Source organism: Bordetella bronchialis (genome assembly GCF_001676705.1).
Lineage (GTDB): Bacteria > Pseudomonadota > Gammaproteobacteria > Burkholderiales > Burkholderiaceae_B > Bordetella_C > Bordetella_C bronchialis.
Genome location: NZ_CP016170.1, coordinates 4043767 through 4059962, shown reverse-complemented (window position 1 = coordinate 4059962; position 16196 = coordinate 4043767). Strand labels below are relative to the sequence as shown.

The window sequence follows — 16196 nt, the reverse complement described above, 5'->3', positions numbered from 1 at the left end:
TGAACATGAAAGCAATCATGGCATTGTCCGTGGCCGCCCTGGCGGCGGGCCTGGCGCTCGGCCCCGCGCCGGCCCGGGCCAAGAACGTCACCATCGCGGTTTCCATTCCCGCCGCCACGCATGGCTGGACCGGCGGCGTGGTGTACCACGCGGAGCAGGCAGCCAAGGAAATCAAGGCCGCGTTCCCGAACATCGACGTGGTGGTCTCGACATCGCCGTCGGCCACGGCACAGGTGTCCGCGCTGGAGGACCTGTCCGCCACGCGCAAGCTCGACGCCCTGGTCATCCTGCCTTTTACGTCGGAAGAACTGACCGGGCCCGTGCAGCAGGTCAAGGCGAAGGGGACCTTTATATCGGTCGTCGACCGGGGGCTTACCGATCCGGCGGTGCAGGATCTCTATGTGGCCGGCGACAATATCGCCGTGGGCGCGAACACCGCGCGCTGGCTGGCGGAACAGCTGGAAGGCCAGGGCCAGATCGTCGTGCTGCGCGGCATTCCCACCGTGATCGACGACGAACGCATCAAGGGCTTTACCGACGTCATCGCCAAGACCAAGATCAAGATCCTCGATATCCAGTATGCCAATTGGAACCAGGACGAGGCATTCAAGCTGATGCAGGATTACCTCTCCAAGTATCCGAAGATCGACGCCGTCTGGGCCAATGACGACGACATGCTCCTGGGGGTAATCGAGGCCGTCGACCAGGCCCGCCGCACGGACATCAAATACGCCCTGGGCGGCAACGGCATGAAGCAGGTCATCGAGATGGTCAAGGCCGGCAACAAGCGCACGCCGATCTCCACGCCGTATCCGCCGTCGATGATCAAGACGGCCATGTACATGACGGCCAGCCAGTTCAGCGGACAGGCGCCGATGCGCGGCACCTTCCTGCTCGACGCACCCTTGATCACGGCCAAGAACGCGGACCAGTACTACTTTCCCAAATCGCCGTTCTGAAGCGGCGCGGGTGGCGTCCGGCCCGGGCCCGACGCCACATCCCACGGATTACAACAGGAGACACGATATGAGCGGAAAGAAAATCCTCATGCTCACCGGTGAGTTCACCGAGGAATACGAGATCTATGTTTTCCAGCAGGGCATGGAGGCCGTCGGCCATGTGGTCCATGTCGTCTGCCCCGACAAGAAGGCGGGCGACCGGATCAAGACCTCGCTCCATGACTTCGAGGGCGACCAGACTTATACCGAGAAGCCGGGCCATTACGCCGATATCAACAAGACGTTTTCCGAAGTCAGGGTGGAGGAATACGACGCCGTCTACGCCGCCGGCGGCCGCGGCCCGGAATACATCCGCACGGACAGGCGCGTGCAGGACATGGTGCGCCATTTCCATGAGGCGGGAAAACCCATTTTCACCATCTGCCATGGCGTACAGATCCTGATGGCCGTCCCCGGCGTGCTGAAGGGCAGGAAGGTCGCGGGCCTGGGCGCCTGCGAGCCGGAAGTCACGGCGGTCGGCGGCACGTTCATCGACGTCAAGCCCAACGAAGCCTATGTGGATGGCAACATGGTTTCCGCCAAGGGCTGGACGGGACTCGCCGCCTTCATGCGTGAATGCCTGAAGGTACTCGGTACGCGGATCACGCACGAGTAATGGGCTGGCCGGGTTTCGGCCCTGCCTGATCCGGCCATGATGTTGTCACGCGTGACGAACCGGGAGATCCTATGTGCCGGCCGGTGTCCCCGAGCCGCCTCCCGTCGCGATGCTGACCTGGGTCAGGGCTTTTTCTATACCCGCCCAGCCTGGGCCCTCAGACGCGCCCAGCGGTCCGCGACAGCCCAGCATACGGCCGCGGAAAAACCGCGGCAGTTCAACTGCGCCGTGCCTGGCGTGTTGCGTGGTGAAGCAACAAAAAAACGCGACCGGATGGCCGCGTTATGTTCAGTGCAAACAAGTATTGATTTTCCTGCGAATCCTGGTGGAGCCGGGGGGAATTGAACCCCCGTCCGCAAGCCCTCTGCAGGCAGTTCTACATGCGTAGTCGATCTATTTGGTTTTAACCCCGGACTTAGCCAACCGACAGGCCGGCCCGAAGCGAGTCATGTGATTTAAGCGTGAACCGTCAGACCCCAGTCCACACCGATTCTTTGTTCGATGACACTGCCGCGGTTCGGGGTTGCCCCCTAGGAAGTTTTACCTTCCTCCGCCTGACCCAAAGACAAGTCAGTGCAGCGGCTCATTAAGCGTTAGCGGCTTGAGCGAAGAACGCGTCGTTGGCGTTTGTGGTTTTCCAGTGGATTTACGAGCTGACTGGTGCTCGGCATGCCCTGCACTGTTTCGCGACCCACGTCGAATCCGGATCGGCCCCAGTTGCCTTTCATTGTACTCTCAATAAGACCCCGCCGCTGCCCACGCCGTTGCGGTCGCGGCAGCGCGATGGCGGGATCTTCAACGAATATCGTGGCGGATCGGCGGATTTCAAGGGGGCCGCCGGCCGGTTCACCGTCCGGCGGGCGCGGGAAGGACGCTCTCGATGGCCGTCCACAGCGCGTCCGGCGTATCCGCCCGGGCGTCGGCTTCCCACAAGGTGATGTCGTGGTCTCCGCCCAGGTAGCCATAGCCGGCCGCCACCGCCGGCATGCCGGCAGCGTGGGCGGCCTGCACGTCGCGCAGGTCGTCGCCCACGTACACGCACCGGGCCGCCTCGAAGCCGGCCTGCCGCGCCGCATGCAGCAGCGGATCGGGGTAGGGCTTGGAGCGGGGCGCCGTATCGCCGCAGACCAATGCCGCCGCGCCGTCCATCAGGCCCAGGAATTCCACGATGGGCAGGGTCAGGTGCGTGACTTTATTGGTGACGATGCCCCACGCATGCCCCTTGGCGCGGATGTCGTCCAGCAGCTCCGGGATGCCGGGGAAAAGCCGCGTGTCCACGGTAGAGCTGGCGGCATAGTCCTCCAGGAAGCGGGCACGCGTGTCCTCGAATTCCGGGTGATCGGGCATCATGCCCAGCGCCACGCGCAGCAGCCCGCGGGCACCCTGCGACGCCACCGGACGCAGCAGTTCATAGGGCATGGGTTCCAGTCCCCTGCGTAGCCGTTGCTTATTCGCCGCGGCGGCCAGGTCGGGAGCGGTGTCGGCCAGGGTGCCGTCGAAATCGAAAAGAATGAGCGCGGTCATTTGCGGGCCGCCATCAGGTAGTTCACCGAAGCGTCGGTCGACAATGCGTACACCTGCGTCAAGGGGTTGTAGGTCATGCCGGCGATCTTGACCGGCTGCAGGTCGGCCGAGCGGGCGGCGGCGGCCAGTTCGCTGGGCTTGATGAAATTCTCGTAGCTGTGGGTGCCCCGCGGCAGCAGGCGCAACACGTATTCCGCGCCGACGATGGCGAACAGGAAGGACTTGGCGTTGCGGTTGAGCGTGGAAAAGAACACCCATCCGCCCGGCTGCACCAGGGTGCTGCAGGCGCGTATGACCGAGGCGGGATCGGGGACGTGCTCCAGCATCTCCATGCATGTGACGACGTCGTACCGGCCGGGCTGCTCCTGGGCCAGCTGCTCTACCGGGACGGCCCGGTACTCGACCTTGATGCCGGATTCCAGGCCGTGCAGGCGCGCCACCTTGAGGGATTTCTCCGCCAGGTCGATGCCGGTGACGTCGGCCCCTTCGGCCGCCATGCTTTCCGACAGGATCCCGCCGCCACACCCCACGTCCAGCACCCGCTTGCCGGCCAGGCTGCCCACCGTCTGGCGTATCCAGTCCAGGCGCAGCGGGTTGATGGCGTGCAGCGGCTTGAACTCGCTGTCCGGGTCCCACCAGCGGGCGGCCAGCGCGCTGAACTTGTCCAGTTCGGCCTGATCGGCATTGGCGGGAGGGGCAGAGGTCGGGGTCAGCGTCATGGCGGATGCGGGTAGGCGTATGGCGTAGATATATATATTAGAGGCCCGGCGGAAAGCGGGTGCCCGCGCCCGGTCGCAAGCTTCCTTCCCAGGGCGGGGCACCGGGACCGGCGCGTGCCGCGAGGGCTTGGGAAGCCGGTCGGCGGAGGCGGACGGGCGAAAAAAAAGGCCCCGCTTGCGCGAGGCCTTTCATTGTAGCGTCCGGTGCGATTACTGGCCGGCGCGACGGGTACCGACGATTTCGACTTCCACGCGGCGGTTCTTGGCACGGCCGGCGGCGGTCTTGTTGTCGGCGATGGGCTGAGCTTCGCCCTTGCCTTCCGTGTAGATACGGTCGGCGGGGATGCCACGGCTGACCAGGTAGGCCTTGACCGCGGCGGCGCGGCGCTGCGACAGGGCCAGGTTGTACTTCTCGGTACCGATCGAGTCGGTGTGGCCGACGGCGATGATGGTTTCCAGGTTCAGCGACTGGGCTTGCTGAGCGACTTGATCCAGCAGTTGGCGGCCTTCCGGCTTCACGACCGACTTGTCGAAGTCGAAGAACGTGTCGGCGTTGAAGACGACCTTGGCGGCCATGGGCGTCGGGGCCGGAGCCTTGGGCGCGGCTTGCGCAACCGGCACGCCGTCGCAACCGGGGATACCCGTGGCAGGGGTCCAGAACGCATCACGCCAGCACAATTCGTTGGTGCCGTTCTTCCAGACGTTGCCGAACGGGTTGCGCCAGTTGTCGACCGTCTGGGCCGAGGCTGCACCGGAGGCCGTGACGGCGGCAAACGCGAGCGCCAGAGCGAATTTGGAGGGTTTGTTCATGTTTCTCCTCGTTGAGCTTGAAGCTGGATAAGTGACTCGCAGCGAACCCCCGCCGCTATCAGGAAAACGGGGCCAGTATAGCAACGCCAAGAACAGGTTCAAAGGATTGCGACTGGGTTTCCTGCGTGCTGGAAACAATCTTAAGGCATTTGTCGTGCCCTGGCCCGCGCATTCATGCCGGACCGGAGCAATTCAGCGCCCAGTCCTTCCCCTATGTTGGTTTTTGGCAACAGGGCCCGCAAGGCCTGGAAAGCCCCGGGATGAGCACCGCCCCGGTGCGCGGCCCGCGCGCCGGCAAAGGACGCGGACCCGGCCTGCGGGGCGCGGAATGATAGAATTTCCTGTTTCCCGACGGGCATGTCGAGCGGCATGTCGCGCCCGGCCGCGTCACCCTCCAGTCCGCGTCCGGCCGGTTGGGCCGGTCACCCAGTCGCCGCGGATCGCCACGGCCGCGGCTTCACTCGAGTAGCCACTTACTTATATATATGGATTCCTTCGCCAAGGAAACGCTTCCGGTATCGCTGGAAGAAGAGATGCGCCGCAGTTACCTCGACTACGCCATGAGCGTGATCGTGGGACGAGCCCTGCCGGATGTCCGGGACGGCCTCAAACCGGTGCACCGGCGCGTGCTGTTCGCCATGCACGAGCTGAACAACGACTGGAATCGCGCATACAAGAAATCCGCGCGTATCGTCGGCGATGTGATCGGTAAGTACCATCCCCACGGCGACCAGGCCGTCTACGATTCCATCGTCCGCATGGCCCAGGATTTTTCCCTGCGCTACATGCTGGTGGACGGGCAGGGCAACTTCGGCTCCATCGACGGCGATAACGCGGCCGCGATGCGGTACACCGAAATCCGCCTGGCAAAGATCGCCCACGAACTGCTGGCCGATATCGACCAGGAAACCGTCGACTTCGGCCCCAATTACGACGGCAGCGAAAAAGAGCCCCTGTTGCTGCCTTCCCGCCTGCCCAACCTGCTGGTCAACGGCAGCTCGGGCATCGCGGTGGGGATGGCCACCAATATCCCGCCGCACAACCTGGCGGAAGTCATTGACGGCTGCCTGTATTGCCTGCGCAACCCGGAATGCACCATCGATGAACTGATCGAGCTGATCCCGGCGCCGGACTTCCCCACCGGTGGGATCATCTACGGCCTGTCCGGCGTGCGCGAAGGCTATCGCACCGGCCGCGGCCGCGTCGTGATGCGCGCCAAGACGCACATCGAAGACATGGAAAAGGGCAATCGCCAGGCCATCGTGGTCGACGCCATCCCGTTCCAGGTCAATAAGAAGACGCTGCAGGAACGCATCGCCGAGCTGGTCAACGACAAGAAGATCGAGGGCATTTCCGACATCCGCGACGAATCGGACAAGGAAGGCATGCGCCTGGTCATCGAGCTCAAGCGCGGCGAAGTGCCCGAGGTCGTACTCAACAACCTCTATAAGAATACGCAGCTGCAGGACACCTTCGGGATGAACCTGGTGGCGCTGGTCGACGGCCAGCCGCGCCTGCTCAACCTGAAGCAGCTGGTGGAATACTTCCTGCAGCATCGCCGCGAAGTGGTGACGCGCCGCACGGTGTTCCAGCTGCGCAAGGCGCGCGAACGCGGCCATGTGCTGGAAGGCCTGGCGGTCGCGCTGGCCAATATCGACGAATTCATCGCCATCATCAAGGCGGCGCCCACGCCCCCCGTGGCGCGCCAGGAATTGATGGCGCGCTCCTGGGATTCGTCGCTGGTGCGCGAGATGCTCACCCGCGCGGAAGGCGACACCCCTGGCGGCATCGCGGCCTACCGGCCCGACGACCTGCTGCCCAGCTACGGCATGCAGTCGGATGGGCTGTACCGCCTGAGCGACACACAGGCGCAGGAAATCCTGAACATGCGCCTGCAGCGCCTGACCGGGCTGGAGCAGGACAAGATCGTCGGCGAGTACAAGGATGTGATGACCACCATCGCCGACCTGCTGGACATCCTGGCCCGCCCCGAGCGCATTACTACCATCATCAGCGACGAACTCCAGGCCATCAAGGCGGAATTCTCCACGGCGGCCAAGGACGTGCGCCGTTCGGAAGTCGAGCTCAACGCCACCGAGCTCGATACCGAAGACCTGATCACGCCGGCCGATATGGTCGTCACCCTGTCGCACGGCGGCTACATCAAGAGCCAGCCCTTGTCCGAGTACCGCGCGCAGAAGCGCGGCGGGCGCGGCAAGCAGGCCACGGCCATGAAGGACGACGACTGGATCGACCAGCTGTTCATCGCCAACACGCACGATTACCTGCTGTGCTTCTCCAACCGCGGCCGGGTCTACTGGCTCAAGGTGTGGGAAGTCCCGCAGGGCACGCGTACCTCGCGCGGCAAACCCATCGTCAACATGTTCCCGCTGGTCGACGGCGAGAAGGTCAACGTCGTGCTGCCGGTGAAGGAATTCAGCGACGATCACTACGTGTTCATGGCGACATCGCGCGGTACGGTCAAGAAGACGCCGCTGTCGGATTTCTCCAATCCCCGCAAGGCAGGCATCATCGCGGTGGACCTGGACGACGGCGACTACCTGATCGGCGCCGACCTGACCGACGGCAAGCATGACGTCATGCTGTTCTCCGACGCCGGCAAGGCCGTGCGCTTCGACGAGAACGACGTGCGCCCGATGGGCCGCAACGCGCGCGGCGTGCGCGGCATGATGCTGGAAGACGGCCAGAGCGTGATCGCCATGCTGGTGGCGGGCGACGAAGGGCAAAGCGTCCTTACCGCCACCGAAAACGGCTTCGGCAAGCGCACGTCCATCACCGAATACACGCGCCATGGACGCGGCACCAAAGGTATGATCGCCATCCAGACCAGCTCGCGCAACGGCAAGGTCGTCGGCGCGGTGCTGGTCCAGCCGGAACACGAGATCATGCTGATCACCACCGGCGGCGTCCTGGTGCGCACCCGCGTGGCCGAAATCCGCGAAATGGGCCGCGCCACGCAAGGCGTCACCCTGATCAGCGTGGATGACGGCAGCCGCCTGTCCGGCGTGCGCCGGGTGGTGGAAAGCGATGCCGACCTCGATGGCGAGGCGGAAAGCGACGATGCGCAGCCGCCGGCCGACTCGACCGACGGCGAAGCAGCGACTGAGCCGACGGAGGAATGATGGCGCGTCCATGGAATTTCTCGGCGGGGCCCTCGGCCCTGCCCGAGCCCGTGCTGCGGCAGGCGGCCGAGGAAATGCTCGATTGGCACGGCAGCGGCATGTCCGTGATGGAAATGAGCCATCGCGGCAAGCAGTTCGTGCAGATCTGCGACGAGGCCGAGCAGGACCTGCGCGAGCTGATGTCCATCTCCGACGACTATGCCGTCCTGTTCATGCAGGGTGGGGCCACCGCCGAGAACGCCATCGTGCCGATGAACCTGATCGGCCGGCGCGGCACGGCGGCCGCCGATTACGTGCTGACGGGCCAGTGGTCGGTCAAATCGCACAAAGAAGCCGCCAAGTATGGCGACGTCGGCGTCGCGGCCTCCAGCGGCGCGGAAACCGAGCTGGACGGCAAGCGGCAGAAGCCATGGACCTGGGTGCCGCCGGTGCGCGAGTGGAAGGTGCGCAAGAACGCCGCCTACCTGCATTTCTGCAGCAACGAGACCATAGGCGGCGTCGAATTCACGGACTGGCCCACGGCCGCGGAGCTGGGCGTCGAGGACGTTCCCCTGGTGGTCGACGCGTCGTCCCATTTCCTGTCGCGTCCCCTGGATATCGCGCGCACCGGCATGGTGTACGCCGGCGCGCAGAAAAACGCCGGGCCGGCCGGCGTGACCGTGGTCGTGGTGCGCCGCGACCTGATCGGCCATGCGCTGCCCATCTGTCCCGCGGCCTTCGATTACGCCAACGTGGCGCCCGAGCATTCGCGCTTCAACACGCCGCCCACTTTCGCGATCTACATCGCCGGCCTGGTGTTCAAGTGGATCAAGGCGCAGGGTGGCGTGCAGGCGCTGGAGCGCGCCAACATCGCCAAGGCCGAGCTGCTGTACGGCTACCTGGACAACACCGCTTTCTATCGCAATCCGGTCCACGGGCCGGTGCGCTCGCGCATGAACGTGCCGTTCATCCTTGGCGACGAATCGCTCAACGATGCCTTCCTGAAGGGCGCCGACGAAGCCGGCCTGACCCAGCTCAAGGGCCACAAGAGCGTCGGCGGCATGCGCGCGTCGATCTACAACGCCGTCCCGCTGGAGGCCGTCCAGGCGCTGGTGGCGTACATGAAGGACTTCGAGCAACGCCATGGCTGATACCCTTGCCGAGAAGCTTCGGCCCCTGCGCGAGCGCATCGATGCGCTCGACGCGCAAATCCTGGAGCTGCTGACGCAGCGCGCCCGCACGGCGATGGAAGTCGGCGAGGTCAAGCACGCCGAGAACGCCGAGGGCCCCGTGCTGCGCCCCGACCGCGAAGCCGAGGTCATCCGCCGGCTGCAGCAGTTGAATGGCGGCCCCGTGCCGCGCGAAGCCGTCGCGGCCATCTGGACGGAAATCATCTCCGCCTGCCGCGGCCTGGAGCGCGGCCTCAGGCTCGCCTACCTGGGGCCCGAGGGCTCCTATTCCGAACAGGCCGCGCTGGAGCATTTCGGCCACGCCGTGAACCGCCTGCCGTGTCCGTCCTTCGACGAAGTCTTCCGCGCGCTGGAGGCCGGCCAGGCCGATGTCGGCATGGTGCCGGTGGAAAATTCCACCGAAGGCGCCGTCAACCGCACGCTGGACCTGTTGCTGAATACCTCGATGACGGTCATGGGCGAACGCTCGCTAGTGATCCGCCATTGCCTGATGTCGCAAAGCGGCACGCTGGATGGCGTGAAGACGGTCATGGCTCACCCGCAGGCGCTGGCGCAGTGCCAGGCCTGGCTGGGCCGCAATCATCCGGAGCTGGCGCGCGCCGCCGCCTCCAGCAATGCAGAGGCCGCGCGCCTGGCCGCGCAGGATCCCTCCGTCGCCGCGATCGCCGGCGAATCGGCGGCCGCCACCTGGGGCCTGAACGTCGTCAGCGCCGGCATCCAGGACGATCCGCACAACCGTACCCGTTTCCTGGCGCTGGGCTCCATTCCCACGCAGCCCACCGGCCACGACAAGACCAGCCTGATCCTGGCGGTGCCCAACCGCGCGGGCGCGGTGTACGAGATGCTGGCGCCGCTGGCCGAGAACAAGGTCTCCATGACCCGTTTCGAGTCGCGCCCGGCTCGCACGGGCGAGTGGGAATACTATTTCTACGTCGATGTACTGGGCCACGCGCAGGATGCGAACGTCGCGCGCGCCCTGGACGCCCTGCGCTCGCAGGTGGCTTTCTTCAAACTCCTGGGTTCCTATCCCGCGCAATGAGGGGCGGCAAGCCGCCGGTGGCCGGCCCAACCGGCGGCCGCGGCGGCGCAGGCCTGATCCGCTATGACTGACACGAACAAAACCCTGGCCGCCCCGGCCCATGTAAGCGCCATCGCGCCTTATCAGGCCGGCAAGCCCATCGAAGAACTCGCCCGCGAGTTCGGCCTGGATCCCGCCACGATCGTCAAGCTGGCGTCCAATGAAAATCCGCTGGGCATGCCGGAGTCCGCGCGCGCCGCCATGCAGGCCGCCGCGGCCACGCTGGGCCGCTATCCGGACCCCAACGGCTTCGAGCTCAAGTCCACGCTGTCGCGGCTGTATGGCGTGCCGATGGACTGGATCACCCTGGGCAACGGCTCCAACGACATCCTGGAGCTCGTCGCGCTGGCCTTGCTGGAAAAGGGCAGCTCCGCGGTGTACGCGCAGCATGCCTTCACGGTCTACCGGCTGGCCACGCAGGCCCGCGGCGCGCGCCACATCATGGTGCCGGCGCGCGACTACGGCCATGACCTGGACGCCATGCTGGATGCCATCGCCGACGACACGCGGGTGGTGTTCATCGCCAACCCCAACAATCCCACCGGCACCTTCCTGCCCGCGCCGCGCGTGCAGGCTTTCCTGGAACAGGTGCGCGCGCGCCACGGCCAGCGCGTCGTCGTCGTGCTGGATGAGGCCTACAACGAGTACCTGGATCCGGAGCACCGCTTCGATAGCGTGAAGTGGGTGCGCGAGTTCCCCAATCTGATCGTCTCGCGCACGCTTTCCAAGGCCTACGGGCTGGCGGGCCTGCGCGTGGGCTTCGGCATCTCGCAGCCGGCGCTGACGGATCTGCTGAACCGCGTCCGCCAGCCTTTCAACGTCAACACGCTGGCGCAGGCCGCCGCCGTCGCGGCCTTGCAGGACCGGGATTTCCTCGAACGCGCCTATCGGCTCAACAAGGAAGGCAAGGCGCAGCTGTGCCAGGCCTTCGATGCCCTGAAGCTCGAGTACGTGCCCAGCTTCGGCAATTTCGTGCTGGTCCATGTCGGCGACGCGGCGCGCATCAATCTGGAATTGCTCAAGCGCGGGGTCATCGTACGCCCGGTGGTCGGCGACGGCTTGCCGGAGTGGCTGCGGGTCAGTATCGGCCTGCCGCAGGAAAACACGCGTTTCATCGACGCGCTGACCGAAATCCTGAAGACATCATGACGGGGGCCACGGCGCAGGCACATACCGCGGGAACGGCGGCGCCCATTCCCGTCCTTGCCGTGGTGGGGGTGGGGCTGATCGGCGGTTCGTTCGCGGCCGCGCTGCGCCGCGCGGGCCAGGTGGGCACGGTGCTGGGCGTCGGGCGTAACGGCCCCTCGCTGGCGAAGGCGCGCCAGCTGGGCCTGATCGACGAGGCCGTCGGCGCGGCGGAAGCGGCCGCGCGGGCCGACCTGATCATGCTGGCCGCGCCCGTGGGCACGTTTGGCGCCATCCTGGCCGAGATGCGCGACGCCCTGAAGCCCGACGCGCTGATCACCGACGCCGGCAGCACCAAGCTGGAAGTCGTGCAGGCGGCGCGCGCGGTGCTGGGCGACCGCATCGGCTGCTTCGTCCCCGGCCATCCCATCGCCGGCGCCGAGAAAACAGGACCTGACGCCGCCGACCCCGGTCTTTATACTGGGCGCAATGTCGTCCTGACGCCGATACCGGAAAACCATCCGGCGGGCGTTGCCCGCGTGCGGGCCGCCTGGGAAGCCTGCGGCGCCCGGGTGCTGGAAATGGATACCGCCGAGCACGATCGCGTGCTGGCATCGGTCAGCCATATGCCGCACTTCCTGGCCGCGGTCTATGTGGCCCAGGTGGCGCGCAGCGCGGACAGCCGGCAGCGGCTGGCCATCGCCGGCAGCGGATTCCGGGATTTCACCCGTATCGCCGCCGGCTCGGCGGAGATGTGGCGCGATATTTTCCTTTCCAACCGCGCCGCGATGAAGGCCGAATTGAGCGAAGTGCGCGCCGTGCTCGACGCGGCGGAACGCGCGCTGGATGCCGGGGACGGCGCCGCCCTGGAGTCCCTGCTGGAAGAAGCCGCGCGCTTCCGGCGCGATTGGAAGGCGGGCGCCTAGGGCCCGGCGGCACGGCGGGTCCCGCGAGCCAGCCGCGCATGGCGGGCGGCGTGGGCGGGGCGGGCATGCGGCCAGGCCACGGTATGCAGGCGGACAGCGCCCTCGGTCATGGGCAAGCGCCGCCAACGACGGTTTACGACAGGACACGGCTTACATGAGCGGACCTTCTTTTCTCGATCTGCCGCGCGCGACCCTGGCGCGGGGGACGGTATCCCTTCCGGGCTCCAAGAGCATCTCCAACCGCCTGCTGCTGCTGGCGGCCCTGGCCGATGGCAGCACGGAAATCTCCGGCCTGCTCGATTCCGACGATACGCGGGTGATGCTGGCGGCCCTGCGCGCGCTGGGCGTGGCGCTGGACGAGCAAGGGCAGGGACGGGTCGCCGTACGGGGCGCGGGGCGCTTTCCCCAGCCCGCGGCCGATCTTTTCCTGGGCAATGCGGGCACCGCCGTGCGGCCGCTGACGGCGGCGCTGGCGCTGATGGGCGGCGATTACGGGGTTTCCGGCGTGCCGCGCATGCACGAGCGCCCCATCGGCGACCTGGTCGACGCGCTGTGCGCGCTGGGCGCCCGCATCGACTACACCGGCCGCGAGGGCTATCCGCCCCTGCGCATCGGCAGCGGCACGCTGCGCGCGCAGGGGCCGGTGCGCATGCCCGGGGCGGTGTCCAGCCAATTCCTGACCGCCATGCTGCTGGCGGCCCCCATCTACACCGATACGGTGGGCGAGCCCCTGGTCATCGAGATCGTCGGCGACCTGATCTCCAAGCCCTATATCGAAATCACCCTGAACCTGATGGCGCGCTACGGCGTGGAGGTGCGGCGCGACGCCTGGTCGCGGTTCACGGTGCCGGCCGGCGCGCGCTATCGAAGTCCGGGCCGCATCGCCGTGGAAGGCGATGCCTCGTCCGCCTCTTATTTCCTGGCGCTGGGCGCGGTCGGCGGCGGTCCCGTGCGCGTGCAGGGCGTGGGGCACGACAGCATACAGGGGGACGTGGCCTTCGCCCGTACCCTGGAATCCATGGGCGTGCGCATCGATTTCGGCGCCGACTGGATCGAATCGCGCGGCGTCCGGGTGGCGCGCGGCGAAACGCTGCGTGCCTTCGACGCCGATTTCAACCTGATTCCCGACGCGGCCATGACGGCGGCCGCGCTGGCCCTGTTCGCCGACGGCCCCTGCCGCCTGCGCAACATCGGCAGCTGGCGCGTCAAGGAAACCGACCGCATCCACGCCATGCAGACCGAATTGCGCAAATTGGGCGCGGGCGTGGCCTCCGGGCCGGACTGGCTGGAGGTCTCGCCGCCGCCCGCCGGCGGCTGGCGCGACGCCGAAATCGGCACCTGGGACGACCACCGGATGGCCATGGCCATGTCGCTGGCGGCCTTCGGTCCCGCGGCGGTGCGCATCCTGGATCCGGGATGCGTCAGCAAGACTTTCCCCACGTATTTCGACGTTTACGCCGGGCTGGTCGGCAGCGAGGAACACGTATGACTCAGGCAGACGACACGCTACAGCAGGCCGCGCCGGATCCGGTGCCGGTCATCGCCATCGACGGGCCGACGGCCTCGGGCAAGGGCACGGTCGCGCATGGCGTGGCCCGCCGGCTGGGCTGGGCGGTGCTCGACAGCGGCGCCCTTTACCGCCTGGCGGCGCTGGCCGCCCTGGAACATGGCATCGCCCCGGAAGACGAGGCCGCCGTGGCGGAAACCGCCCGCACGCTGCCCGTGCGTTTCGAGGGACAGCACATCTACCTGGACGGCCGGGAAGTCGGCTACGACATCCGCCAGGAAAGGGTGGGCAATTTCGCCTCCCGCGTGGCGGCCTACGGATCGGTGCGCCAGGCGCTGCTGGACCGCCAGCGCGCCTTCCGGCGGGCGCCCGGCCTGGTGGCCGACGGCCGCGACATGGGCACCGTGGTCTTTCCGGATGCCGTGCTCAAGATTTTCCTGGTCGCCGACGTCGAGGCCCGTGCCGAAAGACGGCGTAAGCAGTTGATCGAAAAGGGTATTTCTGCTAATCTACAAGACCTTTTGCGAGATATGCGCGAGCGCGACGCCCGCGATACCCAGCGAGCGGTGGCGCCCTTGGTGGCCGCCGCGGACGCCCGGGTATTGGATTCGTCGAAGATGACGGCCCAGGAAACGGTGCAAGCCATACTCGATCTCTGGAACGGCCTGCGTGGCGGCTCATCGAAGCCGGTCCCCGCCGGCACGGCAGGGAAAGCAAAAGGGTTTTCCGGCGCCGCCGGGAATATCGCTCCCAGATAGCGCTGTTCCCGACGGTTTTGTTCCACTCCGCTGGTACGGGCAAGCCGTATTGGCGTGTATATATAACCGGGCCGTTCCGGCCTATGGATTTCAACTCAATGTCTTCCAATCCTTCTACCGCTGTCCTCGACGCCATGGGCGGCGAAAGCTTTGCCGATCTGTTTGCTTCGAGCCTCAAGAACCAGGACATGAAGTCCGGAGAGGTCATCAGCGCCGAAGTCGTGCGTATCGACCACAACTTCGTCGTCGTCAATGCCGGCCTCAAGTCCGAAGCACTGATCCCGCTGGAAGAATTCCTGAATGACCAGGGCGAAATCGAAGTCAACCCGGGCGATTTCGTCTCGGTGGCTATCGACTCGCTGGAAAACGGCTACGGCGACACCATCCTGTCGCGCGACCGCGCCAAGCGCCTGTCGGCCTGGCTGCAGCTCGAGCAAGCCCTGGAAAACGGCGAACTGGTCACCGGCACCATCACCGGCAAGGTGAAGGGCGGCCTGACCGTCATGACCAACGGCATCCGCGCCTTCCTGCCGGGCTCGCTGGTCGACCTGCGTCCCGTCAAGGACACCACGCCGTACGAAGGCAAGACCCTCGAATTCAAGGTCATCAAGCTCGACCGCAAGCGCAACAACGTCGTGCTGTCGCGCCGCCAGGTGCTGGAAGCCAGCATGGGCGAAGAGCGCCAGAAGCTGCTGGAAACCCTGCACGAAGGCGCGGTGGTCAAGGGCGTGGTCAAGAACATCACCGACTACGGCGCGTTCGTCGACCTGGGCGGTATCGACGGCCTGCTGCACATCACCGACATGGCATGGCGCCGCGTGCGTCACCCCTCCGAAGTCCTGCAAGTGGGCCAGGAAGTGGAAGCCAAGGTCCTCAAGTTCGACCAGGAAAAGAGCCGCGTGTCGCTGGGCGTCAAGCAGCTGGGCGAAGATCCCTGGGTGGGTCTGGCCCGTCGCTACCCGCAGGGCACCCGCCTGTTCGGCAAGGTCACCAACCTGACCGACTACGGCGCGTTCGTCGAAGTCGAAGCCGGTATCGAAGGCCTGGTCCACGTTTCCGAAATGGACTGGACCAACAAGAACGTCGATCCGCGCAAGGTTGTCACGCTGGGTGAAGAAGTCGAAGTCATGGTCCTGGAAATCGACGAAGACCGTCGTCGTATTTCGCTGGGCATGAAGCAGTGCCGCCAGAATCCGTGGGAAGAGTTCGCCACCAACTTCAAGCGTGGCGACAAGGTCCAGGGCGCGATCAAGTCCATCACCGACTTCGGCGTGTTCGTCGGCCTGCCCGGCGGCATCGATGGCCTGGTGCACCTGTCCGACCTGTCCTGGACGGAAACCGGCGAAGAGGCCGTTCGCAACTTCAAGAAGGGCGACGAAATCGAAGCCGTGGTGCTGGGCATCGACACCGACAAGGAACGCATCTCGCTGGGCATCAAGCAGCTGGAAGGCGACCCGTTCAACAACTTCGTCGCCACCCATGACAAGGGCGCGGTCGTGCCCGGCACGATCAAGTCGGTCGAGCCCAAGGGTGCCGTGGTGACGCTGTCCGTGGACGTCGAAGGCTATCTGCGCGCTTCCGAGATCTCCTCGGGCCGCGTCGAAGACGCCACGACGGTGCTGAACGCCGGCGACAACATCGAAGCCATGATCGTCAACGTCGACCGCAAGACGCGTTCGATCCAGTTGTCCATCAAGGCTCGCGACAACGCCGAAACCGCCGATACCATCCAGCGCATGTCTGAAGCCAGCGCTTCCTCGGGCACCACCAACCTGGGCGCCCTGCTGAAAGCCAAGCTGGACCAGCAACGCAACGACGGTTAA

Annotated in this window: 12 protein-coding genes, 1 other RNA gene and 1 pseudogene; 10 read left to right on the top strand and 4 right to left on the bottom strand. The window is 66.0% G+C overall.

The window, feature by feature from the left end; translation table 11 throughout:
• The first annotated feature begins 5 nt into the window (after positions 1-5).
• Both BAU06_RS17975 and BAU06_RS17970 read left to right on the top strand, forming a co-directional pair.
• Positions 6-959: a substrate-binding domain-containing protein gene (locus BAU06_RS17975; RefSeq protein ID WP_066353131.1), complete on the top strand. Its 954-nt coding sequence runs from the start codon at positions 6-8 to the stop codon at positions 957-959.
• 67 nt (positions 960-1026) lie between these two features.
• Positions 1027-1614, top strand: coding sequence for a DJ-1/PfpI family protein (locus BAU06_RS17970; RefSeq protein WP_066353130.1), 588 nt, complete (start codon positions 1027-1029; stop codon positions 1612-1614).
• A 323-nt stretch (positions 1615-1937) separates the two neighbouring features.
• Here BAU06_RS17970 and ssrA read toward each other — a convergent pair.
• The 4 genes from ssrA to ompA all read right to left on the bottom strand — a co-directional run bounded on the left by ssrA (position 1938) and on the right by ompA (position 4667).
• Positions 1938-2329: a transfer-messenger RNA gene (gene ssrA / locus BAU06_RS17965) on the bottom strand.
• 131 nt (positions 2330-2460) lie between these two features.
• Positions 2461-3138 carry an HAD-IA family hydrolase gene (locus tag BAU06_RS17960; protein ID WP_066353127.1) on the bottom strand — a complete coding sequence of 226 codons (678 nt, stop codon included), beginning with the start codon at positions 3136-3138 and terminating at the stop codon, positions 2461-2463.
• Positions 3135-3857, bottom strand: a complete 723-nt coding sequence (gene ubiG, locus BAU06_RS17955) for a bifunctional 2-polyprenyl-6-hydroxyphenol methylase/3-demethylubiquinol 3-O-methyltransferase UbiG (protein ID WP_066353126.1) — start codon at positions 3855-3857, stop codon at positions 3135-3137. Before ubiG ends, BAU06_RS17960 begins: the two co-directional genes overlap by 4 nt.
• Positions 3858-4067: 210 nt before the next feature.
• Positions 4068-4667: an outer membrane protein OmpA gene (gene ompA / locus BAU06_RS17950; protein ID WP_066353124.1), complete on the bottom strand. Its 600-nt coding sequence runs from the start codon at positions 4665-4667 to the stop codon at positions 4068-4070.
• 485 nt (positions 4668-5152) lie between these two features.
• Between ompA and gyrA the strand changes: the two genes are divergently transcribed.
• From gyrA to rpsA, 8 genes and pseudogenes are all read left to right on the top strand, one after another.
• A complete protein-coding gene (gene gyrA, locus BAU06_RS17945) occupies positions 5153-7810 on the top strand; it encodes a DNA gyrase subunit A (protein WP_066353123.1) in 2658 nt (885 codons plus the stop codon).
• A complete protein-coding gene (gene serC / locus BAU06_RS17940; RefSeq protein ID WP_156770268.1) occupies positions 7807-8940 on the top strand; it encodes a 3-phosphoserine/phosphohydroxythreonine transaminase in 1134 nt (377 codons plus the stop codon). Before gyrA ends, serC begins: the two co-directional genes overlap by 4 nt.
• Positions 8933-10018: a prephenate dehydratase gene (gene pheA, locus BAU06_RS17935; RefSeq protein ID WP_066353116.1), complete on the top strand. Its 1086-nt coding sequence runs from the start codon at positions 8933-8935 to the stop codon at positions 10016-10018. Before serC ends, pheA begins: the two co-directional genes overlap by 8 nt.
• Before the next feature lie 63 nt (positions 10019-10081).
• The gene (hisC, locus tag BAU06_RS17930) at positions 10082-11206 is read left to right on the top strand and encodes a histidinol-phosphate transaminase (protein WP_066353114.1); all 1125 of its coding nucleotides are present in this window, start codon (positions 10082-10084) and stop codon (positions 11204-11206) included.
• Positions 11203-12108, top strand: a complete 906-nt coding sequence (locus BAU06_RS17925) for a prephenate dehydrogenase (protein ID WP_066353111.1) — start codon at positions 11203-11205, stop codon at positions 12106-12108. Before hisC ends, BAU06_RS17925 begins: the two co-directional genes overlap by 4 nt.
• Before the next feature lie 154 nt (positions 12109-12262).
• Complete coding sequence (gene aroA / locus BAU06_RS17920) at positions 12263-13597, top strand: 3-phosphoshikimate 1-carboxyvinyltransferase (RefSeq protein ID WP_066353109.1); 1335 nt, start codon at positions 12263-12265, stop codon at positions 13595-13597.
• Positions 13594-14274, top strand: a pseudogene (cmk, locus tag BAU06_RS17915) ((d)CMP kinase); the annotation flags it as partial. The gene aroA and the pseudogene cmk, both read left to right, overlap by 4 nt.
• A gap of 182 nt (positions 14275-14456) precedes the next feature.
• Positions 14457-16196 carry a 30S ribosomal protein S1 gene (gene rpsA, locus BAU06_RS17910; RefSeq protein ID WP_066353106.1) on the top strand — a complete coding sequence of 580 codons (1740 nt, stop codon included), beginning with the start codon at positions 14457-14459 and terminating at the stop codon, positions 16194-16196.

What these genes read in the sequence shown, in the direction of transcription:
- BAU06_RS17975 (WP_066353131.1), top strand. Translation starts at nt 6, where the DNA reads ATGAAAGCAATCATGGCATTGTCCGTGGCCGCCCTGGCGGCGGGCCTG.
- BAU06_RS17970 (WP_066353130.1), top strand. Translation starts at nt 1,027, where the DNA reads ATGAGCGGAAAGAAAATCCTCATGCTCACCGGTGAGTTCACCGAGGAA.
- BAU06_RS17960 (WP_066353127.1), bottom strand. Translation starts at nt 3,138, where the DNA reads ATGACCGCGCTCATTCTTTTCGATTTCGACGGCACCCTGGCCGACACC.
- ubiG (WP_066353126.1), bottom strand. Translation starts at nt 3,857, where the DNA reads ATGACGCTGACCCCGACCTCTGCCCCTCCCGCCAATGCCGATCAGGCC.
- ompA (WP_066353124.1), bottom strand. Translation starts at nt 4,667, where the DNA reads ATGAACAAACCCTCCAAATTCGCTCTGGCGCTCGCGTTTGCCGCCGTC.
- gyrA (WP_066353123.1), top strand. Translation starts at nt 5,153, where the DNA reads ATGGATTCCTTCGCCAAGGAAACGCTTCCGGTATCGCTGGAAGAAGAG.
- serC (WP_156770268.1), top strand. Translation starts at nt 7,807, where the DNA reads ATGATGGCGCGTCCATGGAATTTCTCGGCGGGGCCCTCGGCCCTGCCC.
- pheA (WP_066353116.1), top strand. Translation starts at nt 8,933, where the DNA reads ATGGCTGATACCCTTGCCGAGAAGCTTCGGCCCCTGCGCGAGCGCATC.
- hisC (WP_066353114.1), top strand. Translation starts at nt 10,082, where the DNA reads ATGACTGACACGAACAAAACCCTGGCCGCCCCGGCCCATGTAAGCGCC.
- BAU06_RS17925 (WP_066353111.1), top strand. Translation starts at nt 11,203, where the DNA reads ATGACGGGGGCCACGGCGCAGGCACATACCGCGGGAACGGCGGCGCCC.
- aroA (WP_066353109.1), top strand. Translation starts at nt 12,263, where the DNA reads ATGAGCGGACCTTCTTTTCTCGATCTGCCGCGCGCGACCCTGGCGCGG.
- rpsA (WP_066353106.1), top strand. Translation starts at nt 14,457, where the DNA reads ATGGATTTCAACTCAATGTCTTCCAATCCTTCTACCGCTGTCCTCGAC.